Here is a 23,414-nt window from a genome sequence, read left to right on the forward strand (position 1 = left end):
TGCTGCTCCATAAAACTTTGAGGATGATTCACATGAAAATTGCGATAGCGCACGATTACTTAATCCAAATGGGCGGAGCGGAAAGAGTAGTGGAGGTATTCCACCACATGTATCCGGAAGCTCCGATCTTCACAACCGTGTTCAACGGAAGCCGATTGACCGACAACCTCAAAGACGCGGACATCAGGGCCTCCTGGCTGCAGAAAATTCCGGGAGTGAAGACCAATTTCAAAGGGGTGCTGCCGCTATATCCTATGGCCATCCGTGATCTGGACTTTCGCGGGTACGATATCGTCCTGAGCTCCAGCAGTGCTTTTATGAAAAGCATTCAGGTGCCCGAATCGACGTTCCATCTCTGTTACTGCCATACGCCGATGCGTTTTGCCTGGGATTATGACACGTACATGGAGCGGCAAACGAATTCCGGACTGTTCAAAAGACTGCTGAAGGTCTATATGCAGCGGCTTAAGACCTGGGATCAGCGGACAAGTAAAAACGTCAATCAGTTCGTGGCCAACTCTTCCGTTGTGAAGACCCGGATTCAGAACTACTATCACCGGGATGCGGATATTATCTTCCCGCCGATCAATACTTCACGCTTTACCAGCTCGAATTCCATCGGCGATTATTATCTGATCGTATCACGGCTTGTATCCTACAAGCGGATCGATCTCGCGGTGGAGGCGTTTAACCGGAACGGGCTGAAGCTGTTCATCGTCGGAGACGGGCCGGACCGCAAGCGTCTGGAGGGCATGGCCAAAGGCAATGTATCCTTCCTGGGCAGGCTTGAGGATGCGGAGGTAACAGGGCTGATGTCACAGTGCCGGGCGTTTATATTCCCGGGTGAAGAGGATTTCGGCATTACGCCGCTTGAGGCAAATGCTGCAGGAAGACCGGTTATTGCTTATCAGGCCGGCGGTGCACTGGATACGATCGTCCCTTATGTGAACGGCGTGTTTTTCCAGCACCAGGAGGTTGACGATTTACTGAAGGCCATAAATGAAGTGGAGTCCTACGCATGGGATATCGGCCGGATTATGGGTCATGCCCGCAAGTTCGATGAACAGGCGTTTATGGTGCAGTTCAAGCAGTATGTAGAGCAAGCCTACGTTAATTTCCTAAAAGGAGGATGATTATATGAAGCTGGCAGTTATCGGTACCGGCTATGTCGGTCTTGTATCAGGCGTTTGCTTTACACTGAATGGTAATCATGTGATCTGTGTCGATAAGGATGAGGAGAAAATCAATAAGCTTAACCGGATGGAATCCCCGATCTATGAGCCGGGCATCGAGGCGCTGATTGAAATGAATCTGCGTGAAGGCAGATTGTCCTTTTCGTCAGATCTTCAGGATTCGGTGCGCCGCTCCGATATCGTCATCCTGGCGGTTGGCACACCGTCATTGCCGGGCGGCGAAGCGGATCTGCAGTATATAGAAGGTGCGGCAGCCGAAATTGCCGAGGCGATGGAAGGCTATAAAATCATCATGACCAAGTCGACGGTTCCGGTCGGAACGAACGAAAGAATCCGCAAGCTGATTGCTTCCCGCACCAACCACCCCTTCGATATTGTTTCCGCACCTGAATTCCTGCGTGAGGGCTCAGCGATCCGTGATACCCTGCACCCGGACCGCATCGTTATCGGGCTCGACAATCCGACCATTGAGCCGGTCATGCGCCAGCTTCATCAGGGCTTTACAGAAAATATCTTCGTAACGGATATCCGCAGTGCGGAAATGATTAAATATGCTTCGAATGCATTCCTGGCGACAAAAATCTCCTTCATCAACGAGATTGCCAACATTTGCGAAAAAGTGGGAGCTGACGTGACCATGGTGGCGGAAGGCATGGGGATGGACCGGCGAATCGGCTCCTCGTTCCTGCAGGCCGGCATCGGTTACGGAGGCTCCTGTTTCCCGAAAGATACAAATGCGCTGATCCAGATTGCCGGCAACGTGGACTACGAGTTCAAGCTGCTGAAATCCGTGGTCGAGGTGAACAAGGACCAGCGGTTCATGATTATCTCCAAGCTGCATGAATCACTCGGCAGCCTGCGCGGCGCAGTTATCGGTATCTGGGGCCTGGCCTTCAAGCCTAACACCGATGATGTCCGTGAGGCTCCGGCCCGCGAGATAGTGGAAGCACTGGTAGCAGAGGGCGCCACAGTGAAGCTGTACGACCCGATCGCCGCCGCCAATTTCCGCGAACAATATGATCATCCGCAGCTGCGCTGGTGCGGCGTACCGGAGGAGGCTGCCGAAGGCAGCGATGCTATCTGCCTGCTGACCGACTGGGCGCAGTTCAAAGATATTGATCTGCATCACCTGGCCGGCACCATGCGCCGCCAGATCCTGATCGACGGCCGCAACTTGTACTCCAAGGAGCAGATTGAAGGCACGGGCCTTGAGTATCATTCTGTCGGCCGCCCGCAGATGGGCGGGCTTAGCGGATACTCTCCTGTTGCCGGCGCGGTATAAGCTTGTAGCTTGTAAGTTTTTTAACTTTAAAGTTTGTGCGCTTGTACGTTCTTATCTTTTTCTTGCATAGTGCAAAACTCTGACATAACTATAGCCCTTAATCTTTAGCTCTTAGTCTTTAGCTCTTAGTCTTTAGCTCTTAGTCTTTAGCTCTTAATCTTTAGCTCTTAGTCTTTAGCTGCCGCTCAACCAAGCGGCAATTCCGGATCTTTAGCAGGGAGCCTTCCCTGCGTGAACAGCGAGCATAAGATGCTTTCGGAATGCTTGGCGGGCGAGCAAAGGTTCTTATAACTAAACTTTTATGAAATGGAACGGAGAGGAATTTTGGAGCTGGAGGAGCGGTAGCGTCCGCCTGAAAGCTTTCCGCAGGAAAGCTCGCTTCGGAAGCAGATGCTGTCTTCGGATTTCTACCGCGGTCAGCGGATTAAATCAGGAAATCCGAAGACAACAGCGGCCGGAAGCCCAAATATTCCTTGCAGTGACTCTCATAAAAGTGCAATCACTTAGAATCTTGCGCAGCAATAAAGAATTCCATAGGAGCATCCTAGCATTCATCAGCGTGCAGCTCCCAATAACAATCCGAAATTTTAGCGTCACCACATACCAAGGAGGGGTTCCCCATGAAACTAGTACTTCTATCAGGCGGTTCAGGTAAACGGCTCTGGCCATTGTCCAATGACTCACGTTCCAAGCAATTTCTGAAGGTACTGGAAAGCCCGGCGGGCGAACCGGAATCCATGGTACAGCGGGTCTGGAGACAGCTGGAGGAAGCAGGGATGACGGGCTCGTCCTATCTGGCCACAGGCCGCAGTCAGGTGGAATCGATTCAGAGCCAGCTCGGCAGCCATGTGCCGATTATTGTGGAGCCGGAGCGCCGCGACACCTTCCCGGCCATTGCCCTGACAGCGGCTTATCTGTATTCCATCGCCGGTGTTTCCCCGGCAGAGACGGTAGCGATCCTTCCCGTCGATCCTTATGTGGAAGCTTCCTTCTTCGATACCGTAATCCGGCTGGAGCAGACGATGGAGGAGAGCGGCGCAAACCTGGCGCTGATGGGCGTAGTGCCTGAGCATGCGTCAGAGAAATACGGATACATTATTCCGACCAGTGCAGCGGCCGGGGAAGGCGGCTATCTGCAGGTGAGCCATTTCCAGGAGAAGCCTGACCGTGTACAGGCAGAAGAGCTGATCAGCAAGGGCGCCCTTTGGAACTGCGGCGTATTCGCTTTCCGCCTCGGTTATTTGCTGGATATTCTGCAGAGCAAAGGCCTGCCGCTTAATTACGAGGAGCTGCAGAAGCAGTATAAGCTGCTGGCATCCATCAGCTTTGATTATGAAGTGGTTGAAAAAGAGGAGAAAATTGTTGTACAGCCGTATGCCGGCTTCTGGAAGGATCTCGGCACCTGGAATACGCTGACTGAGGAAATGAGCAGTAATCTGGTCGGCAAAGGGGTAGTAACCTCTGATTCGGAGCGGACCTGCCTGATCAATGAGCTGGACATTCCGATTACAGTCATCGGGGCCAAGGACCTGATCATCGCTGCCAGCCCGGACGGAATTCTCGTCACTCATAAAGCGGAAAGCCCGCGTATTAAGGAAGTACTGAAGTCTCACGAACAAAGGCCGATGTACGAGGAACGCCGCTGGGGCCATTACAAGGTTATCGACTATGTGAAGTACGATGAGGGAAATGAAGTGCTGACAAAGCGGATTTTTATCGAGCAAGGTAAAAATATCAGCTATCAGCTGCACCACAAGCGCAGTGAAATATGGACCTTTGTCAGCGGGGAAGCCAGCATTGTCATCAATGAAAAAATGCATACGGTAAAAGCCGGTGATGTTGTCCGTATCCCTGAAGGCACTAAGCATGCCATCCTGGCACTGACAGATGTGGAGTTTATAGAGGTGCAGAGCGGGTCGGAGCTTGTGGAAGAGGATAACATCCGGATTACGCTGGACTGGGAGGACATCGAGCTGCATCAGTTTATTTCATAGGTCTAATTAATCTATTTAACCAATTGTGAAAAGCGTGAAACGGGTACTAGGAACTATTTATTAAAAGTTCTTCATTTTTGCTATAAACCTACAACTTCATAGAGTCGATACTTACGGTAAGAGGGATAACACCTTCCAAAACGACAAAGGCAAACCTACTCGAAAGATAGGGACGCAAAGCTATAGGGCCTCTCCCAAGTGGCAGCCTGGCTACCGAAAGGAAGATAAATGTTGAAAGCTTACCGTAAGTCTCGTCTGTTGTCTGCCGTATTGTCCGTGGCCGTTTTATTGTCCGCTGTACCTATAGGATTAGGCGTTGTGCCGTCAAATGTGCAAGCAGCTTCCGTGACCGGAGCACCAGTGAATTCCAATGCTTCAGCAGAGGCGGTTAAGCTGCTGGACAAATTGTATGCTGTTTCCGGGAATGCAATTATTACAGGACAGCATGATTATTTTGAAAGTCCGGATGAGCTGAGCAACAAGCTGAAAGGAACAAGCGGACAGTACGCAGCGCTGCACGGCTATGAGCTGGGAGCGATCGGCGGACAGAGCGAGAGCGGAGTAGCTGCTCAGCGTAAGAACATCGTCTGGAGTGCCACTAACTGGCATAAAGCCGGCGGTATCGTAGCCATGACATTTCACCAGAGCCTGCCGGGCACCAAATACGAGTGGGGAAATGTGCAGAAGAACATCACGCAGGCAGAATTCAATAAATATGTTACACCCGGCACAACTGAATATAATGCCCTGATTACAGACCTTGACAAAGTAGCCGTATCTCTCAAAAGCTTGCGTGATGCAGGAGTTCCGATTCTTTGGAGACCTTATCATGAAATGAACGGCGGCTGGTTCTGGTGGGGGAAGAAAAACAATTTTGCCGCACTGTGGAATATCATGTATGACCGTTTTGTTAACGTTCATCAATTAAACAATTTACTGTGGGTATGGAATCCGAATGCTCCTAACTCCAACTCCGATCCGTATGAGCTCACCTATCCGGGTGCGGACAAAGTGGATGTGCTCGCAGTAGATATATATAATAACGACTTTTTGAATAAATACTATGACAGTCTGCTCAGTCTTGCCGCAGGTAAACCGATCGGTATCGGTGAAAATGGTGAGATGCCAAGCATAGCAAAGCTGAAGCTGTCCCAGCAAAAATATGCCTTCATGATGAACTGGGGAAAAATGCTGTATGAAAATAACAGTACAGATACCATCAAAAACTTCATGAATGACAGCTATACCCTGGGCCGTGATGAGTATAAGGCATGGGTTGCACCGGCACCGACCGCAACGCCGACAGTTAAACCAACAGCGACACCGACACCTGCTCCAACAGCAACACCAACGCCAGTACCGACGCCAACTGCGATAGCAAAGCCAATAGCAACACCGGTATCGGCTCCTGCTCTTCAGGAGCCGGCTGTTAACGGGCTTACCGGCGAATATTTTAAAAATATGACGTTGTCCGGGACACCGGTGCTTGTACGCAATGATGCACAGCTGAACTTCAGCTGGCGGCAGGGGGCTCCTGATCCTGTACTCCCGGTTGACGGATTTTCGATCCGCTGGAGCGGTCTGATCAAGCCTGCTTACAGTGAAACCTATCAGATCTTTACGAATTCCGATGATGGCATCCGTGTATGGATTAACGGTACATCAGTGATTGACAGCTGGATGAAGCAGAGCGGTACCGAGCGTACCGGAAGCATCACCCTGCAGGCAGGACAACTGTACGATATTAAAGTCGAGTATTATGAGAATGCCGGTGACGCCAGCGCCCGCCTGATGTGGCAGAGCCCAAGCCAGCCGAAGGTTGTTGTTCCTGAAAGTGCATTATTTGTAAAGAATACAGCTGCAAGTCAGACAGCAGCAGCAACACCGGCACCAACGCCAGTACCGACAGCAACACCGGCACCGACACCAGTGCCAACGCCAGTACCGACACCAGTACCGACACCAGTGCCAACGCCAGTGCCGACACCAGTACCGACTCCAGTGCCAACGCCAGTGCCGACACCAGTACCGACTCCGGTTCCAACAACAGCACCGACAGCTGTACCGGTACAGGCTGCCAAGCCGGACCTGGCTCCGGATTCCGTACTGCAGGAGCCTGTAGTTAACGGGCTTAGCGGCGAATATTTTAAGAATATGACGCTGAGCGGTACTCCGGTGCTTGTACGCAATGATGATCAGCTCAACTTCAGCTGGCGGCAGGGGGCTCCAGATCCTGTACTGCCGGTTGACGGATTTTCGATCCGCTGGAGCGGTCAGATTAAGCCTGCCTATAGTGAAACTTATCAGTTTTTTACAAATTCAGATGACGGTATCCGTGTCTGGGTCAACGGCACATCAATCATTGACAGCTGGGTAAAGCAGAGCGGTACCGAGCGTACGGGAAGCATCACGCTGCAGGCAGGGCAATTGTATGACATCAAAGTAGAGTATTACGAGAATGCCGGAGATGCAAGTGTCCGCATGATGTGGCAGAGCCCGAGCCAGCCGAAGGTCGTTGTTCCTGCGAACGCTTTGTTTGTAAAGAATGCGTCAGAAAGTCAGGCAGCGGCACCGACACCAGCACCAACGCCGGCACCAACAGCAGCACCGACACCGGTACCAACGCCGACACCAACAGCAGCACCGACACCAGCACCAACGCCGACACCAACAGCAGCACCGACACCAGCACCAACGCCGATACCAGCACCAACGCCGACACCAGCACCAACGCCGACACCTACAGCAGCACCGACACCGGCACCAACAGCAGCACCGGCACCAACGCCAACACCTGCAGCTAACGGGCTGCATGCAGAATATTTCAATAATGTTCAGCTGAGCGGTACTCCTGCACTGGTGAGAACTGATGCTGTACTGGACTTCAACTGGCGTCAGGGTACACCGGATGAAGCAATCGGCATTGATTTCTTCTCCGTACGCTGGAGCGGTCAGATTAAGCCGCTGTACAGTGAAACCTACAATATTTACACCACATCAGATGACGGTATCCGTGTCTGGATCGACGGCAATCTGATCATCGACAGCTGGGTGAAGCAGAGCGGAACCGAACGCGTAGGAAGCATCAGCCTGCAAGCCGGGCAATTATATGATATTAAAGTGGAATATTACGAGAACCAGGGGGATGCAAAGGCTAAGCTGATGTGGGAAAGTACCAGCCAAATCAAAACGGCTGTTCCTGCCAGTGCCTTGTTCCTGCCTTCCGCTTCCTGATCAGGCAACAGAGCGTGTTCAACTGAATTCACCGCCGTCACTGATGCTGGTAAAGCCGTTACAATACTAAATCCTCAAAGTCCATCTTAAGGGCCCTGCTTACCGGCAGGGCTACTAAGCTATAGTCCTCATCCGGGATGCTACCTAAGAATACTCCTGTCCAAGGGAGACATCTTGAGCACCTGTGCGGCTATGCGGTCCTAGAAAGGAGATAACATTGAACACTTACCGCAAGTACCGGCTGTATACTACTATTCTGCCTATTATCTTTATCCTTTCTTTGCTGCCCTGGTCCGAGGTGCGCAGTCTTCCGGTTGTCCATACCCCGGTAGCCCCGGCAGCGGAAATCACCCCGATTAATCCAGGTGCCTCCCGTGAAGCGGAGGAGCTGCTGAGCTATCTCACGGGTCTTAGCGGCAACGGAATGATCTCCGGGCAGCATGACTATCTGGAGAGTCCGGATGAATTCAATGAGAAGCTGAAGAAGATCAGCGGACAATCTGCTGTGCTGCATGGCTACGAGCTTGGAGCAATCGGTAATCAGCCGAAATCCCTTATTGCCCAGCAGCGCCAGTGGGTTACAGACAGTGCAATCCGATGGCATGAAGGCGGAGGCATTGTAGCCATGACCTTCCATCAGAACCTGCCCGGAACTACCGATGAATGGAAAAATGTACACATGACCCTTAGCCAGGAGAAATTCAATCCCTATGTAACTCCAGGCACGGAGCAATATAAGAAGCTGATTGCCGATATCGACGAAATTGCTGTCTACCTGAAACAGCTGCAGGAGGCCGGAGTTCCGGTGCTGTGGCGGCCTTACCATGAGATGAACGGGGGCTGGTTCTGGTGGGGGGAAAAGGATAATTTCGCCGAGCTCTGGGACATTATGTACCAACGGCTGGCCGTTACTCACGGGCTGAACAATTTACTGTGGGTATGGAATCCTAACGCGCCAAATGACTCTTCTGACGCTTATGAGCCTTATTTTCCCGGCATAGATAAAGTAGATGTTCTGGCCGCAGATATTTATAACGACGATTTCAAACAATCCTACTATGATAAGCTGCTGAAGCTGGCGGAAGGGAAGCCGATTGGAATCGGGGAGAGCGGAGAGCTTCCAGACCCTGTAACATTGTCTCAAACTCAAAGTAAATGGGTATATACGATGACATGGGGGAAAATGCTGACGGAGAACAATAATAATCAGAAAATCACCAGCTTTATGAGCAATAAATACATTGTTTCCCGGGATGATTATATTGTTGATCTGGCAAGTAAGGTGACAACACTGGCAGCCAAGCAGCCCAAAGGATTAAGAGCGCAGTATTTCAATAATACCGACTTATCCGGTGGTGCCGATCTCATCCGCAATGACAGCAGGATCGATTTCAACTGGCATCAGAATTCGCCGGCAGTCGGAATCAATAAGGAGCTTTTCTCCGTCCGCTGGACCGGAACCATCAAACCTTTGTACAGTGAAAAATACACCTTTATCTCCTCCTCGGATGACGGAGTGCGCGTCTGGATCGGAGGAAGGCTGATTATCGACAGCTGGAAGAAGCAGAGCGGTACCAGCCGGGAGGGAAGTATTCTGCTGACTGCCGGAACCCCTTATGATATCAAGGTTGAGTATTATGAGGATCATGGTAATGCAAGCATCGGTTTGCAATGGAAGAGCGCCAGCCAGAAGCAGGGGGTAATTCCCCAGAGCGCATTAACTCCTCCGAAGTAATCTAACCCCGGAAGAAAGCGAGGACAAGGGAATGAGGACCAGAAATAAGAAGAAAAAAACCATTAAACCTCTTCATCTACTGCTCAAATTCGCAGCTTTAGCCATCTTGTTTCTAGTATCCGTTTCTGTCTTCGGAGAGGATGGTACGAAGCAGGGCGAGGTAGAAGTAGACATGACCAAGCTGTCATCAGCCAGTGATGCAGGCCCAGAATTGCCGGATGGTTCTGTACTTTGGCAGCTGGGCAAGCAGGACGGCTCGTCTGCGGAGTTTGCGGCAGCCGGCTCAGCGGGCGCCAAAGCCGTTTACACTGTTTCTTCCTCCTCTGCCAAGACGCCCTCGAATCTCCAGAGCGTGCCTTCGGGACTGAGAGGGGATACCAATCCTGAACTGAGCATTACCTATAATCTGAATAAGATCCCGGAGAACGGGGTCTTATTTCGCGTAAGCATCATCGATGCCTACAAATCGGTTCCGCAAATGAGCGTTTTCTCCAACCGCCAGTTATCGGGTATCATTCAGATTGCGGGTGTAGCCGGTACCGACAGCAAATACAGCTTCCGCAAGTCCTATGAGCTCTATATTCCAAAGGAGCAGCTGGTAACAGGAAGCAACGTGCTGAAGCTGCAGGCGGCACGCGGGATCTACTCATCCAGTATGGAGGATAAATACAACTGGTGGACTTGGGATACACTTAGCCTGGAATCACTAAATGCCCCGATCCAGGAGCCGATTCACGGCAGTTACACACTGACCGGCACAATGGTCAACAATAAACAATTTTATTTTGATGAAGGTGCTGTAAGTCATCTGCCTTATATCATGAAATGGCTCGGCGTGGCGTACAGCGGCAACATTATGCGTACCAGCTGTGCCAGTGACGTTGGCCGTTCCTGCTCCAACATGGAGGATTATTACAAGGTACTTCAGGATTACAACATGCAGTCGGTTGCCCTGTACCTGTATACCGGTGATATTAAGCTGAATGCCGACGGCTCGCTGCCGGCGGATGCCGAGAAGAAGCTGACGGATTATTTCGAGCAGTACAGCCCGTACTTCCAATATTACGAGGTGGATAACGAGCCCGGGCTGTTTAACCGTTCCAAGGCGGTTAACCTGGCCATTGCAGACTGGCTGAACACGAAGGGTAAGACGATTGCCCCTCACCTGCAGACTGTAGCACCCGGATGGGCCTACTGGCCGGAGTACAGCCTGGATTCCTGCGGCAACCAGAAAGGGACGCTTAAGCAGTGCGGCGATCCGGACGGCTGGGAGCGTGATCCTGCGCAGCGGAATGAGCTGGAGGAGGTCACAGATCTCACTAACGGGCACTCCTACGGGGAATCCTATATTTTCAGCAATGGAGGCAGCTTCACTGAGAACCTCAAAACCTTCGGCGGTGCAGCAGACGGATTAAGCAAAAAAATGCTGACCACTGAATTCGGAACCTCGGATTCGCATACCGATGCTCACCAGTACGGCGCTTCCGAGCCGGCAGCAGCGGTATTTGACCGGATCATGCGCGCCCATATCGGCTATGCGGATATGTTTGTGCAGCACGCCGCTTTTTTCAAAAATTTCAGCCTGTTCAAGTACGGCTTCAATCTGGAAGAGCATGATCCGGCCAAGACGGAAATTTACTACACCAAAGAGAATGAGGATTCGCGGGTCAGTATCATGCGCAGGCTCAGTCTTGCATATGCCACGCATGGTGCACCGCTACCCTATCAGATTTCCAACAAGGATGAGCTGGCTGATAAGCTGGTCTACGTCCGGGCTGTAGATACGTCTGCGATTGAGCCGCTGGCCGGCAGCGGCGCTACATCCAACAAGGTGCTGGTGAACTTCGTTAACTTTGAAGAGACGGAGCAGACTGTGACAGTAAAAGTCACTATGCCTGAAAAAACAGTTTACGAGGGTGAACGCTTCGGCAGCGGGGATACCTATGAGTCAGCGCGCAGTTATGTAACCGGAAAAAGTGCAGCGCCTGAGCTTGAATTCACTGAGACACTCGCACCGGGAGAGGCGATCCAGTATATACTGGAGCCCTCTTCCGAGGTAGCCGATGCGGCACCGCAAGGCTTCAAGGCAGCCGCGGTTAAGGGGCTGTCCATGAAGCTGAGCTGGCTGGAGGCTCCCGGAGCAAGCTATGAAGTGCTCCGGGCCGAAGGCTCCGGCGGGGAGCTTAAGGTGATTAAAGCGGATGTGAAGAGCACAGAATTTACGGACAGCAAGCTGCAGGAGGGAACGCTTTATACGTATGCAGTCAGAGTTACCGGCTCGAGCCTTCTGTCGGATGAAGTGCAGATTACGGCAACAGGCCTCGTTCCGCTGGACCGTTCGCAGTGGAAGGTATCGTCCAATGTCAGTACCAGCATTTCGAACCCGGGAGGAGCCATTGACGGAGACCGGCGTACACGCTGGGATACCGGCAAACATCAGGCTTCAGGGGAATATTTTCAGATTGATCTCGGCAAAGCACATACGGTGGAGGTAGTAGAGCTGGATTACACCTTATCCTCCTACGATTATCCGCGCAGTTATGAGCTGTATGTCTCGGATGATGCACAGAACTGGAAGCGTGTGGTTAGCGGAAAGGGGCAGCTTGGCATGACCCGGATCAGCTTCCCGCAGCTGAAGACGCGGTATATCAAAATCCTGCAGACAGGATCAGGGGGAAATTACTGGTCCATTCAGGAGCTTCAGGTATACTCAAGAGAATAAGACACAGGGTGGTGTTGCTGCGCTCCTGTGAAGGGAACCCTGCCGCGTCCGGCCGGGTTTTTTGACGTTTCGGCGGTTTTGGAGGGCGGCTCAGCTGCATAATTTATGTAACCTTTTATGCCGCCGTCAGGTGATTTATGTCAATATCGGACCAGCCTGATGATTGTGACACAAATAACAGGCTTCTCATAACAGGTATGCTAGAATTTGCAGCAGCAAAAACCTATTGCACCTTGCAGAACAGTATATCTTTGTGTTATATTGTATATAGATTTAGAACGAGTCTAAATACAATAACAAATAATTAATCTATAGGAGGCTGTTTAGAATGAGTACTCAAGTCAACAATCAGACAGAACTGCACGCCGCATTGAACCGCCAGACTGCGAACTGGACTCTGCTCGGAGTGAAGCTGCACCACTATCACTGGTATGTGAGCGGAGCACAATTTTTCACCCTGCATGCCAAGTTTGAAGAGCTCTACACTGAGGCTGCCACATATGTGGATGATTTGGCTGAACGTCTGCTTGCTATCGGCGGTAAGCCGGCCTCCTCGATGATCCAGTACCTGGCCCTCTCCGAACTGAAGGAAGCAGCCGGCGGTGAGAGCGCCAAAGAAATGGTTGCCCAGCTTATTAAAGACTTTGCACAGGTATCGGAAGAGCTTAAGAATGCTATTTCCGCAGCTGAGGAGCTTAGCGACCAGCCGACAGCCGACCTTCTGATTGGAATCAGAACCAGTGTAGAGAAGAACGCCTGGATGCTGAATGCCTATCTTGCTTAATATGAATATTTAATAGATGATTGCTGCAGCTTGCCCGTGTGCAGGCTGGAGCACATAACAAGGCCCGTGCGGTTACCGCACGGGCCTTGTTATTATAGAAGCTGATCCTCATCAGCTATTTAATGAATACGCCGCCGAACGGCAGCGCCTCACGCAAAAAGCGTTTGATGATGCCGTCCTCGTCATTGTCGCGTTCAAAACGGCGGCTCTGGCGCCCGGCCTGGAACAGCACCGGCCCGTGGCCGGTCATTTTCCAGTGGTAGCTCATATGCTGGCTGGCCAGATGATTGCCGTAGACGGTCAGCTCAAGCCTGGCATTCTCCGGATAAGCAACGATGCTGCCCGCATCCACATACAGCGGATCTGTAGGGTGAAGCTCAGCCTGGCAGACCGTTCCTTCAGTCAGAATGCCGATACTGCCGCGTCCGGCAAATTTCACCTTCACTACATCACGGGTCACCAGCATATTCTTCATGCTCAGCACGCGGGTCTGCATTGTGATTCCGTCGCTGTAAAAGAACAGATGCCGGAAGTCATAGAGCAGATCACTTTTGCCGTCAAGCTGCAGGGTTTTGACCCGGTACCCCGGAGGCAGGGCCGCAACGAACCTGCAGGGCCCGGACAGATCCGAACGGATCAGCTTGCGCTTGCGGTACATTCCCTTGACATCCATCAGCCGGTCCGCACGCCCTGAAGAGGGGCCTTGATAAGCGATAATCTGCTGGGGATGCAGGACATGGACCTGTTCATTGTCACCGACCGTAAAAGCAACGGCTTGTCCGCTGCCGCTGTCGCCTTCATCTTGGATGTCTATGTTCATCGCACGCACTCCTTCCTATTACAACATTGCCGTCATCATTCACCGCAGCCGGTCGCGCAGATTATCGCCTTTTCTGGACCGGTGGCGCATCGTGAAGCGCAGCAGCCGGATGATTACGAAATAGCCCAGAATAAGGGCAATCCCCGTAATGACAGTAACTTTAATCCGGTTAAAATAATGTTCACGCTGTGTCCGGTCATTTTTAAGTTCATCCACAACGAGGCTGAGCTGGCGGTTCTGTTCCTGCAGCGCTTCATTCTGGGTCCGGTACGTTTCCATCTGCTCCAGGGTCTGGCCCAGCTGGTTCTGTGTCTCCCCCAGTGCATCAACGGTCTGCCCAAGCTGATCCTTGGTCTGCTGAAGCTCTTCAACCGTCTGCTGATAATTCTGCTGCAGCCTGTTCACTTCGCCGGGCAGCTCTGAAAAGCTCTGCAATCCATTATATAAATCACTGAAATAATTGGCTTTTGCTGCCGGGGCCGGCAGGCAGACGGAAATACCGAGCAGCAGCAGAGCCGATAGCGACAGCTTCTTCCAGTTCCGGGTAAGGCTTTTTTTGCTGATCATATCATTCACCACCTGAAAAAGGTTCGTACAGCTAATAGTTTAGCATAGAGAGGTAAGCATAGGCACATTTGATCGAAGCCTGGCAGCATTTGGCGTCCTGTGGAGCAAAGAGTGTGCTATTTTAGCGGGTTTTTGCGGTTTAAGGATGTTTACCCTCCCGCTGATGGCCGTAACCAAAGGTAATACCGTAATTTGAGTGGTCTGGTTTCATTTTGGCTTTCCCTGCAGCTGAAAATTGACGTATACTGTGAACGGGAAGGGGCTGAAGGTATGAATAAATGGCTGAAAACACTGCTGTTTCTCGCAGGCTCTGCGCTTTTAACACGTCTAATTCCATTCTCATCGGTTTTCCGCAATCTGGATACTATGTTCCATGAATTCGGGCATGCGCTGGCTACACTGCTGCTCTCGGGAAATGTGCTGAGGATTGAGCTGTACGCAGACCATAGCGGCGTGACCTATTCGGCGGTTGAAGCTGGCTGGAGGCCGGTGCTGGTATCGCTCTCAGGGTATCCGCTGGCTTCGCTGTTCGCCCTGCTGCTGTTTTATCTGTATGCCAAAGGGCGCGAGCGCTGGGGGCTGCTGTTATCCTCGCTGGTATCACTGATTATGCTGGTTCTGTACGTCAGGGGCGGCTTCGGCATGCTCTGGCTGGGCGGGTTTATTGCCCTTAATCTGGCACTATTGTATCTGTGGCCTAAGGCGAGCCGGTACTATTATCTGTTTTTGGCCTTTCTGACACTGGAAGAGTCTGTGATGGGGACGCTGTTCCTGTTCTCCGCTTCACTGCTGTCTCCTTCTGGGGCTGGGGATGCGGCGAATCTGGCCGGGCTAACCTTGTTACCGGCATTCTTCTGGGCGGCATTGTTTGTTCTTTTTTCATTATTATGTGCAAAATGGTCGTTGGGCTTTTTTTTCAGAAACGAGGGCATGCGCGGTTACAGGAAAAACCGGTGAAGGAGAAGTGGGTATTTCGCCATATTTAGACAAAAGGACATTTTTTCGTAAAGAGGCAATCTGCTTTTTAGTAGAGTGGCTCTTTTTTTGTCGATAATATAGAGGCGAACGTATATTCCATGACAAGGAGTTGTCCGCCATTATTGGTACATTAATAGAAGAACCAAAAAAAGAAAGAGGTGGAAATATGCAAGCAAGTATCCAGCCCATATTTACATGGAGCCGAAGCCGGATTTTTGCCGGGGTTTCCCGGAATTTAATACTGCTTGTGGAGTGGAAAGGCGTGTCCCAGGGGGACGAGGCCCGTAAAAAAAGCCGTAAGGTCGTAGCACGGGAAATTGAGCTGCGCATCTGGCTGGAGTCCCATTTCACATTTGTAAGAGCTTACGGCTGCACCGCTGAAGCCGGTGAAGGAAGATCCCTGCTTCTCAGGCTGGGCAAAATCCACTCCGGCGCCAGCAAGTTCATCTGCCTGGAGTTCACAACAGAAGGCATGCCTGCCGGAATTCACGAGGCGCTCTGGCTGCAATGGCAGTACAAGCAGCCGCCGGTGGAGCGGATCAAGGAGCTGCCGCTGCAAAAGCTGGGACTTGAATATTCGCATCATACCGATGTACTCGCCATTGGGGGGAACTTCCATGTTGAAAAGCATCTGGAGCTGCTGAAGATGATAAAGGTACTGGAGGAGGCGTCGTTGCAGCGTAACCGCAGTACTGACCCGATGCTGGCGGATAAGCTGCGCAGACAGGCGGATAAGCTGCTGCTGCTGGCGGCACGCTCAGGTGATATGCAGCTTGTGAAGGAAGCTGAAGTGCTGTATAAGCAGCTTGAAGCATAGCGGGCTGCTGATGGCATCAACGGGGATGAAGGAAGAAACACAGAACTATCAGCCGGAAAAGCTGCAATACATACATAATGAATAACCCGCCGTTCAAAGGACGCTTCACAGATTATGTAATATATAAATGTGGTAATGTAGTAAAATAGTTCTATTATCTTTTTGTGACTCGGTTATTAGATTCTCATTCATGGATAAATATAACTAATTTATATAAAATAATGGGTCTATTTTACCATATATCAAGGGGAACTGAAAAATGACAGACCGATTGATCCGGCTGATGCGCATCATCACGTTAGTTCAGGCAAAACCTGGGATTCTGGCGCGTGAGCTGGCAGAACGCTGCGGCAACAGCGAAAGAACGATATATCGGGATATGGATGCGCTGAGCGCCATGCATATTCCGATCACCCACCTGGGACATGGGAAGGGATATGCTTTTATCGGTAATTTTGCATTGTACCCTTTGGATCTGACTGATGATGAGGCGGCGGCCTTTTCACAGCTGCGTAAAGTTATGGAGGACATTAGGCCTTTGCTGCCGACTGAATTCGAAACGGCCTATGAAAAAATAATGGCTTCTCAATATAAGCGAAATGCGGAAAGGGAAGAAACAATGGAAAGTGTTAAAAAGGAATCCAGGCAGTCCGGGGCGGACTGGAGTAAGGCGCAGCTGGAGCAGTCGGCTTTTCTGACGGAGATACTGTCTGCCGTGATGAAGCAGCGGAGCCTGCTGGCGGATTACTGTGAGAACAGCTGTGAGGAGCTTGGCTTACAGATTGATCCTTACTGCATTGTTCCGCTTGAGAACCGGATTTACCTGATCGGTGCCTGCCAGCGGTTCGGGAGAATCCGCGCTTTTCACATTACCGGCTTCTCCAAGGTGACTGTGCTGGACAACTGGTTTTCCAAGGAACGCTTTGATCTGCAGTCCTTTATGTCGCAGAAATGGAGCCTTGATCAGGACAGTGTGCAGATTGAGTTCAGGGTCCGTTTCTCGAAGCGGATGATGGAGCGGATTAAATATGAAGACCTGCTGGTAAGGCCCAGCAAGGTGGACAGGCAAAGCTCTTGTCTGGATTTCAAGGTGGCGGTCGGACAGGATATCGCTTTTGTCCGCTGGCTGATGAAATTTGAGGAGGAGGCGGAGATTCTGGAGCCGTTTTATTACAGGGATGTGTTAAGGCAACACATGGAGAAATGGCTGATGCTGTATAAATGATTTAGGATGATGCAGGAGCTATTCCTGTTCTTCCGGTTTTAAACCGTCTAAATTGATAAGGTTAGTTAATTTTACAAATTTATCTTGTCTAGTGTGAGTTAATATAGTAAGTTATACATTAAATAACAGTAATGTTGATTTAACCCGTAAAACTAACTCTATTATGATATGTTTGAGTTATTATATCTAACATTTTATTCCTTTCCCGCATTTGACCTTTGTTCAATTTTTAGCAGAAGAGAGGGTTCAGCATGATCCAGCCGATTCTGACAATTGAGGATTTGCACACCCATTTTTTTACCGAGCGCGGAGAGATTCCCGCCGTTGACGGTGTTGATCTGTTCATTCTTCCTGGAGAGGTTCTCGGAGTGGTTGGTGAATCCGGCTGCGGCAAAAGCGTGACCTCGCTATCCATCCTGAAGCTGGTTCCCGACCCGCCGGGCAAAATTGTAGGCGGCCGCATACTGTTCAAGGGCCGGGACATTGTACCGCTTAAGGAAAAAGAAATGCGCAGAATCCGCGGAGATTCTGTAGCTATGATTTTTCAGGAGCCTATGACCTCGCTCAATCCGCTGTTCACAGTGGGGCAGCAGATTATGGAAACGGTAAGGCTTCACCTCGGATTGTCCAAAAAAGATGCGAGAGAGCATGCGGTAGGGATGCTCCGCAAGGTCGGAATCCCCCGCCCTGAGGCGGTAGTTGATGAATATCCGCACCAGCTTTCGGGAGGGATGCGCCAGCGGGTCATGATTGCGATGTCCATCTCCTGCAATCCTGAGCTGCTGATAGCGGATGAGCCGACCACGGCACTTGACGTGACGATTCAGGCGCAGATTCTTGATCTGCTCCGGCGGCTGAACGAAGAGCAGGGAACGGCTGTAATGCTGATCACCCATGATCTTGGTGTAGTGGCGGAGATGTGCCACAGGGTTGTGGTGATGTATGCAGGTAAGGTAGTGGAGGAGGGCAGTGTACAGGATATTTTTAAGAATCCGCTGCATCCGTACACACGCGGTTTGATAGAATCTGTACCCCGGATGAATGAGACGCGGGAGCGGCTGCATTCCATCCCGGGCAGCGTACCGATCCTCAGCAAGGACATGCAGGGCTGCCGGTTCGCACCGCGCTGCGGCAATGTGATGGATGTCTGCCGTGAGGAGCTGCCGCAGCTTACACTGCAGGAGAATCAGCATAGCTGCAGATGCTGGCTGCATGAAACCAGGCGGGAGGAGGCTGTTGTATGAGTGAAACGCTGCTTGAGGTCAAGGGTCTCAAAAAGTATTATCCGATCCGTAAAGGATTCTCCAATAAAGCCCAGGGCTTCGTCAAGGCTGTGGATGATATATCCTTCTCGGTAAGAAAAGGCGAAACCTTCGGTCTGGTCGGGGAGAGCGGGTGCGGTAAATCCACTACCGGACGTTCCCTGCTGCGGCTTATAGAGCCGACTGCGGGTGAAATCAGCTTCGAGGGGCAGGACATTACGAAGCTGTCCATGGAAGAGATGCGCAGACGCCGCCGCGACATGCAGATTGTATTCCAGGATCCTTTCTCGTCGCTGGATCCGCGCCACACCGTGCAGCGCATTCTGGAGGAGCCGCTAATTGTGCACGGGGCAGGCAATTCCATGCAGCGCAAGGCGGCGGTGGAGCGGCTGGCAGATGTAGTTGGCCTGGCCAAAGCTCATCTGCAGCGCTACCCGCATCAATTCTCCGGCGGCCAGCGCCAGCGGATTGGTATCGCCAGAGCGCTGGCGCTGCAGCCTAAGCTGATTATCGCCGATGAGCCGGTATCCGCGCTGGATGTATCTATCCAGTCCCAGGTGATTAACCTGATGCAGGATCTGCAGCGGGAGTTCGGATTGACCTACATATTTATTGCTCATGATCTCAGTGTAGTGAAGCACATCTGCGACCGGGTTGCCGTGATGTATCTGGGCCGGATTGTTGAAGTAGCCGGCAAGCAAAGGCTGTATGACGAGCCGCAGCATCCCTATACGCAGGCGCTGCTGTCAGCTGTGCCTGAGCCGGATCCTGATATCCGCAAAGAACGGATTATTCTGCAGGGCGAAGTGCCGAGTCCGGCAAATGCGCCGGCCGGCTGTGCCTTTAATACCCGTTGTCCCCGCGTAATGGATGTATGCCGGAATGTAAGGCCGCCGCTGCTGGAGACCGGAGCCGGACATCTGACAGCCTGCCATCTGTACGATAGAGAGGCTGGAATCCGGTTTGCCTAGAAACCCGGCGGCTGACAGCCGTGAGTGAAGGAAGTGCGCCTGGTATATGGCCGCGCTAATGCGCAGCTCCATATAAATGCTTTACAACATTCAAAGAAAAGAAGGGAGCTTTTCTAGAGATGAAAAAATGGAGTAGTCTTGCACTTGCAGTAACTCTGGGGGCGGTTTTGACATTAAGCGGCTGCGGAGGCAATAACAACAATGCGGCCACAGAAGCAACATCAGGTTCAAATGCGGCGGCAACGGCTGCGCCGGAAAGCTCTCCGGATGCGGCGGCATCCGCACAGGATACCCTGATTTTGGGGCGCGGCGGCGATTCTGCCTCGCTGGACCCGGCGATTGTAACCGACGGTGAATCGCTGAAGATTGCCCATCAGGTTTTTGACTCCCTGCTGGAATATAAGCCGGGAACCTCGGAAGTACAGGCGTCGCTCGCCGACAGCTGGGAAGTATCGGAGGACGGTCTTTCCTATACCTTTAAACTGCATCAGGGTGTGAAATTCCATGACGGAACAGACTTTGATGCCGAAGCGGTTGTGTTCAACTTCACCCGCTGGAGCGATCCGGCAAGTGAATTCAAATTTGAAGGCGACTCCTTTGACTATTACGATTCAATGTTCGGTCCTGACGGCAGCCGTGTCATCAAAGAAGTGAGGGCTGTTGATGCTGCGACCGTACAATTTACCCTTAACCAGCCGCAGGCTCCGTTCCTGCAGAATATTGCAATGACTTCCTTCGGTATTGCCAGTCCTGCGGCCATTACAGAGAAAAAGGAAAATTTCAAGAATGAGCCTGTAGGCACCGGCCCGTTTGTTTTCACGGAGTGGAAGCACAATGATTCCATCACTCTGGACAAAAACACCGGGTACTGGAAAGAAGGACTTCCTAAGCTGAACAAAGTCATCGTCCGTTCGATTCCGGATAACTCGGCACGCTTCAATGCCCTGCAGAACGGTGAAATCGACCTGATGGAAGATCTGAGTCCGGACGATTTGTCCACGCTTGAAGGAAATACCGGTCTGCAGAAGATTGAGCGCCCGCCGTTCAACGTTGCTTACCTGGGCTTCAACTTTAACAAGAAACCGTTTGATAATGTAAAAGTAAGGCAAGCGCTGAACCATGCTGTGAACAAACAGGCTATCATCGATGCTTTCTTCTCGGGTCAGGCTACGGCTGCAGTGAACCCGATGCCTCCGTCACTGTGGGGCTATAATGATGCCGTGCAGGATTATGAATACGATCTGGACAAAGCGAAGGCGCTGCTGGCAGAAGCCGGTTATCCTGACGGTCTGCCGGATACAGTAACCCTCTATGCAATGCCGGTATCCCGCCCTTACATGCCGGACGGCAAAAAGGTAGCCGAGGCTATTCAGGCCGATTGGGAAAAAATCGGTGTGAACACCGTCATTCAATCCCCCGAATGGGCCACCTATCTCGATGACACCAAGGCCGGAGAAAAGGATGATATCTATATGCTCGGCTGGACCGGTGACAATGGTGACCCTGATAACTTCCTGTATACGCTGCTTGATAAAGATGCGATCCCGGGCAATAACCGTTCCTTCTATGTGAATGAAGAGCTTCATACCATTCTGGTAAATGCGCAGAAAGAGACAGATCAGGCGAAGCGCTCAGATCTGTATAAGCAGGCCCAGGAAATCATTAAAGCGGATGCGCCTTGGATTCCGCTCGTGCACACTACCCCGCTGCTGGCTGCCAAGTCTAATCTGAAAGGCTATGTTCCAGGTCCGACAGGTACGGAATATTACAGCGAAATTTACTTCGAATAGTATGATCCGACAGCATGTCCTTGCCGCCGCGGTAGCCGCTGCGGCAAGTGATACTGGGATAACCGGAAGGTGAGCCGATTTGAACTCCTACCTATTAAAACGTGTTATGGTTCTGATTCCTGTACTGATCGGAATGACCATCATCGTCTTTTCGATCATTCATGCCATTCCGGGGGACCCGGCTGAGACGATCCTCGGACAGAAAGCAACTGAACAGTCCAAGCAGGCGCTGCGGGAGCAGCTCGGTCTGGACAAGCCCTGGCTGCAGCAGTATTTCAATTATATGGGGGACTTGCTGCAAGGTGATTTAGGCACCTCCATCCGTACCAAAACACCCATTGCCAAGGAAATAATGCCTTATCTGGCAGCAACTCTGGAACTTACGGCTGCCAGTATGCTGTTTGCGACCCTTGTAGGCGTCAATGCGGGGATTCTGAGCGCCTGGAGGCAAAACTCCTGGTTTGACTATACTGCTATGATCATTGCACTCATAGGGGTATCCATGCCGATTTTCTGGCTGGGGCTGATGGAGCAGCTGTTGTTTGCGCTGAAGCTGCACTGGCTGCCTTCCATAGGAAGGATGGATCAGCGCAACCCGGTGGAGAGCATCACCAATCTGTATGTCCTTGATACCATTATTGCAGGGCAGTGGGGCCAGCTGTGGACGGTTATTAAGCACTTAATTCTGCCAAGTATAGCGCTGGGTACAATTCCGATGGCCATAATCGCCCGGATGACCCGTTCCAGTATGCTTGAGGTTATGAACTCCGACTATATCCGTACGGCCAAAGCCAAAGGCATGTCACAATTTTTTGTCGTCTACAAGCATGCGCTGAAAAATGCTCTAATTCCTGTGCTGACGGTGATCGGGCTGCAGACCGGCGCCCTGCTTGGCGGTGCGGTACTGACCGAGACGATCTTTGCATGGCCGGGCGTAGGAAGGTATATATTTGAAGCGATCAGCTCACGTGATTATCCGGTCATTCAGACCGGAATTCTGATTATTGCATTCATTTTTGTTGTTATCAATCTGCTTGTGGATCTGCTCTATGCGGCTGTTGATCCGCGCATCAATTATAAGTGAGGGGTGAAAGCATATGGGACAAGCAGCCGTAAATGTAACACCCCCGAATGTACAGGGCGAGAAGGTTTCCGGACCCTGGCGCGATGCGTGGAGGGCTTTCCGCAAGAATAAGACAGCGATGCTCGGTCTGTGTATTATTGTTTTTTTTGTACTGATCGCACTGCTGGCACCATTCATTGCGCCTTACGGCTATAAGGAGCAAGAGCTGGTCAACCGTCTGAAGGCGCCGTCTGCCGGGCACTGGTTCGGAACCGATGATCTTGGAAGGGATATTTTTACCCGGATACTGTACGGTGCGCGAATCTCCCTGTGGGTAGGTTTTTTTTCGGTGATCGGGTCGATTGTGGCCGGGACCTTTCTTGGCGTGCTGGCCGGATTTTACGGCAGATGGATTGATATGCTGATTTCCCGGCTGTTTGACATTCTGCTGGCTTTTCCCGGCATTCTGCTGGCCATTGCGATTGTCGCTATTCTTGGGCCTTCGCTGCAGAATGCGCTGTATGCGATTGCGATCGTCAATATCCCCGCCTATGGCCGGCTGGTCCGGGCAAAGGTGCTCTCACTGAAATCGGAGGAGTATATCATAGCGGCAAAGGCTATAGGGATGAAGAACTCACGGATTCTGCTCACGCATATTCTGCCGAACAGTCTGACGCCGATTATTGTACAGGGGACATTGGGTATTGCGACAGCCATTATTGAGGCGGCGGCGCTTGGCTTCCTGGGGCTTGGTGCACAGCCTCCGGAGCCGGAGTGGGGGAAGATGCTGTCGGATTCAAGGCAGTTCATTCAGAAGGCGCCGTGGACGGTTATTTTTCCCGGCTTGTCCATTATGCTGACTGTACTGGGCTTCAATCTGATGGGGGACGGCCTGCGGGATGTGCTTGATCCGCGGATGAAGAACTAAATCTGAATTCAGGAAGTCCTTTGGGCGGCAATCCGCTAAAGGGCTTTTT

Annotated in this window: 17 protein-coding genes and 1 riboswitch; of the genes, 15 read left to right on the forward strand and 2 right to left on the reverse strand. The window is 51.6% G+C overall.

The annotated features are described in order from the left end of the window. Positions 1-32 precede the first annotated feature (32 nt). The 7 genes from R70331_RS04510 (at position 33) to R70331_RS04540 (ending at position 12,944) form a co-directional block, all read left to right on the forward strand. Positions 33-1,133, forward strand: a complete 1,101-nt coding sequence (locus tag R70331_RS04510) for a glycosyltransferase (protein WP_042173231.1) — start codon at positions 33-35, stop codon at positions 1,131-1,133. A 4-nt stretch (positions 1,134-1,137) separates the two neighbouring features. Continuing rightward, complete coding sequence (locus R70331_RS04515) at positions 1,138-2,475, forward strand: UDP-glucose dehydrogenase family protein (RefSeq protein ID WP_042173233.1); 1,338 nt, start codon at positions 1,138-1,140, stop codon at positions 2,473-2,475. Between the two features lie 620 nt (positions 2,476-3,095). Beyond that, complete coding sequence (locus R70331_RS04520; protein ID WP_042173235.1) at positions 3,096-4,469, forward strand: sugar phosphate nucleotidyltransferase; 1,374 nt, start codon at positions 3,096-3,098, stop codon at positions 4,467-4,469. Between the two features lie 138 nt (positions 4,470-4,607). After that, positions 4,608-4,687: riboswitch (cyclic di-GMP riboswitch) on the forward strand. Positions 4,688-4,787: 100 nt separating this feature from the next. Further along, positions 4,788-7,703 carry a PA14 domain-containing protein gene (locus R70331_RS31985; protein WP_442950565.1) on the forward strand — a complete coding sequence of 972 codons (2,916 nt, stop codon included), beginning with the start codon at positions 4,788-4,790 and terminating at the stop codon, positions 7,701-7,703. 217 nt (positions 7,704-7,920) lie between these two features. Then, positions 7,921-9,438 (forward strand): glycosyl hydrolase, encoded by a 1,518-nt coding sequence (locus R70331_RS04530; RefSeq protein WP_042173237.1) that lies wholly within the window; start codon positions 7,921-7,923, stop codon positions 9,436-9,438. 31 nt (positions 9,439-9,469) lie between these two features. Further along, positions 9,470-12,160: a discoidin domain-containing protein gene (locus R70331_RS04535; protein WP_052418913.1), complete on the forward strand. Its 2,691-nt coding sequence runs from the start codon at positions 9,470-9,472 to the stop codon at positions 12,158-12,160. Positions 12,161-12,488: 328 nt separating this feature from the next. Continuing rightward, the gene (locus tag R70331_RS04540) at positions 12,489-12,944 is read left to right on the forward strand and encodes a Dps family protein (RefSeq protein ID WP_042173238.1); all 456 of its coding nucleotides are present in this window, start codon (positions 12,489-12,491) and stop codon (positions 12,942-12,944) included. 115 nt (positions 12,945-13,059) lie between these two features. On the opposite strand, the gene R70331_RS04545 is transcribed toward R70331_RS04540, so the two are convergent. Beyond that, positions 13,060-13,764, reverse strand: a complete 705-nt coding sequence (locus tag R70331_RS04545) for an AIM24 family protein (RefSeq protein WP_042173240.1) — start codon at positions 13,762-13,764, stop codon at positions 13,060-13,062. A 39-nt stretch (positions 13,765-13,803) separates the two neighbouring features. After that, positions 13,804-14,331 (reverse strand): hypothetical protein, encoded by a 528-nt coding sequence (locus tag R70331_RS04550; RefSeq protein ID WP_042173242.1) that lies wholly within the window; start codon positions 14,329-14,331, stop codon positions 13,804-13,806. A 270-nt stretch (positions 14,332-14,601) separates the two neighbouring features. Between R70331_RS04550 and R70331_RS04555 the strand changes: the two genes are divergently transcribed. The 8 genes from R70331_RS04555 to R70331_RS04590 all read left to right on the forward strand — a co-directional run bounded on the left by R70331_RS04555 (position 14,602) and on the right by R70331_RS04590 (position 23,365). Continuing rightward, complete coding sequence (locus R70331_RS04555; RefSeq protein WP_042173244.1) at positions 14,602-15,288, forward strand: M50 family metallopeptidase; 687 nt, start codon at positions 14,602-14,604, stop codon at positions 15,286-15,288. A 187-nt stretch (positions 15,289-15,475) separates the two neighbouring features. Next, the gene (locus tag R70331_RS04560) at positions 15,476-16,126 is read left to right on the forward strand and encodes a hypothetical protein (protein WP_042173246.1); all 651 of its coding nucleotides are present in this window, start codon (positions 15,476-15,478) and stop codon (positions 16,124-16,126) included. Between the two features lie 259 nt (positions 16,127-16,385). Further along, a complete protein-coding gene (locus tag R70331_RS04565) occupies positions 16,386-17,351 on the forward strand; it encodes a helix-turn-helix transcriptional regulator (RefSeq protein ID WP_042173248.1) in 966 nt (321 codons plus the stop codon). A 251-nt stretch (positions 17,352-17,602) separates the two neighbouring features. Next, complete coding sequence (locus R70331_RS04570) at positions 17,603-18,595, forward strand: ABC transporter ATP-binding protein (RefSeq protein WP_042173250.1); 993 nt, start codon at positions 17,603-17,605, stop codon at positions 18,593-18,595. Then, positions 18,592-19,584 carry an ABC transporter ATP-binding protein gene (locus R70331_RS04575; RefSeq protein WP_042173252.1) on the forward strand — a complete coding sequence of 331 codons (993 nt, stop codon included), beginning with the start codon at positions 18,592-18,594 and terminating at the stop codon, positions 19,582-19,584. Before R70331_RS04570 ends, R70331_RS04575 begins: the two co-directional genes overlap by 4 nt. A gap of 119 nt (positions 19,585-19,703) precedes the next feature. Continuing rightward, positions 19,704-21,374 carry an ABC transporter substrate-binding protein gene (locus tag R70331_RS04580; RefSeq protein ID WP_042173254.1) on the forward strand — a complete coding sequence of 557 codons (1,671 nt, stop codon included), beginning with the start codon at positions 19,704-19,706 and terminating at the stop codon, positions 21,372-21,374. Positions 21,375-21,453: 79 nt separating this feature from the next. After that, positions 21,454-22,458, forward strand: coding sequence for an ABC transporter permease (locus tag R70331_RS04585; protein WP_042173256.1), 1,005 nt, complete (start codon positions 21,454-21,456; stop codon positions 22,456-22,458). A gap of 13 nt (positions 22,459-22,471) precedes the next feature. Beyond that, complete coding sequence (locus R70331_RS04590; RefSeq protein ID WP_042173257.1) at positions 22,472-23,365, forward strand: ABC transporter permease; 894 nt, start codon at positions 22,472-22,474, stop codon at positions 23,363-23,365. The last annotated feature ends 49 nt before the right edge of the window (positions 23,366-23,414 follow it).

The organism is Paenibacillus sp. FSL R7-0331, assembly GCF_000758645.1.
Classification (GTDB): Bacteria; Bacillota; Bacilli; order Paenibacillales; family Paenibacillaceae; genus Paenibacillus_AQ; species Paenibacillus_AQ camerounensis.

Bases quoted from the DNA above. Each gene is read 5' to 3' on its own strand.
- R70331_RS04510 (WP_042173231.1), top strand. From the start codon at position 33: ATGAAAATTGCGATAGCGCACGATTACTTAATCCAAATGGGCGGAGCG.
- R70331_RS04515 (WP_042173233.1), top strand. From the start codon at position 1,138: ATGAAGCTGGCAGTTATCGGTACCGGCTATGTCGGTCTTGTATCAGGC.
- R70331_RS04520 (WP_042173235.1), top strand. From the start codon at position 3,096: ATGAAACTAGTACTTCTATCAGGCGGTTCAGGTAAACGGCTCTGGCCA.
- R70331_RS04535 (WP_052418913.1), top strand. From the start codon at position 9,470: ATGAGGACCAGAAATAAGAAGAAAAAAACCATTAAACCTCTTCATCTA.
- R70331_RS04540 (WP_042173238.1), top strand. From the start codon at position 12,489: ATGAGTACTCAAGTCAACAATCAGACAGAACTGCACGCCGCATTGAAC.
- R70331_RS04545 (WP_042173240.1), bottom strand. From the start codon at position 13,764: ATGAACATAGACATCCAAGATGAAGGCGACAGCGGCAGCGGACAAGCC.
- R70331_RS04550 (WP_042173242.1), bottom strand. From the start codon at position 14,331: ATGATCAGCAAAAAAAGCCTTACCCGGAACTGGAAGAAGCTGTCGCTA.
- R70331_RS04555 (WP_042173244.1), top strand. From the start codon at position 14,602: ATGAATAAATGGCTGAAAACACTGCTGTTTCTCGCAGGCTCTGCGCTT.
- R70331_RS04560 (WP_042173246.1), top strand. From the start codon at position 15,476: ATGCAAGCAAGTATCCAGCCCATATTTACATGGAGCCGAAGCCGGATT.
- R70331_RS04565 (WP_042173248.1), top strand. From the start codon at position 16,386: ATGACAGACCGATTGATCCGGCTGATGCGCATCATCACGTTAGTTCAG.
- R70331_RS04570 (WP_042173250.1), top strand. From the start codon at position 17,603: ATGATCCAGCCGATTCTGACAATTGAGGATTTGCACACCCATTTTTTT.
- R70331_RS04575 (WP_042173252.1), top strand. From the start codon at position 18,592: ATGAGTGAAACGCTGCTTGAGGTCAAGGGTCTCAAAAAGTATTATCCG.
- R70331_RS04580 (WP_042173254.1), top strand. From the start codon at position 19,704: ATGAAAAAATGGAGTAGTCTTGCACTTGCAGTAACTCTGGGGGCGGTT.
- R70331_RS04590 (WP_042173257.1), top strand. From the start codon at position 22,472: ATGGGACAAGCAGCCGTAAATGTAACACCCCCGAATGTACAGGGCGAG.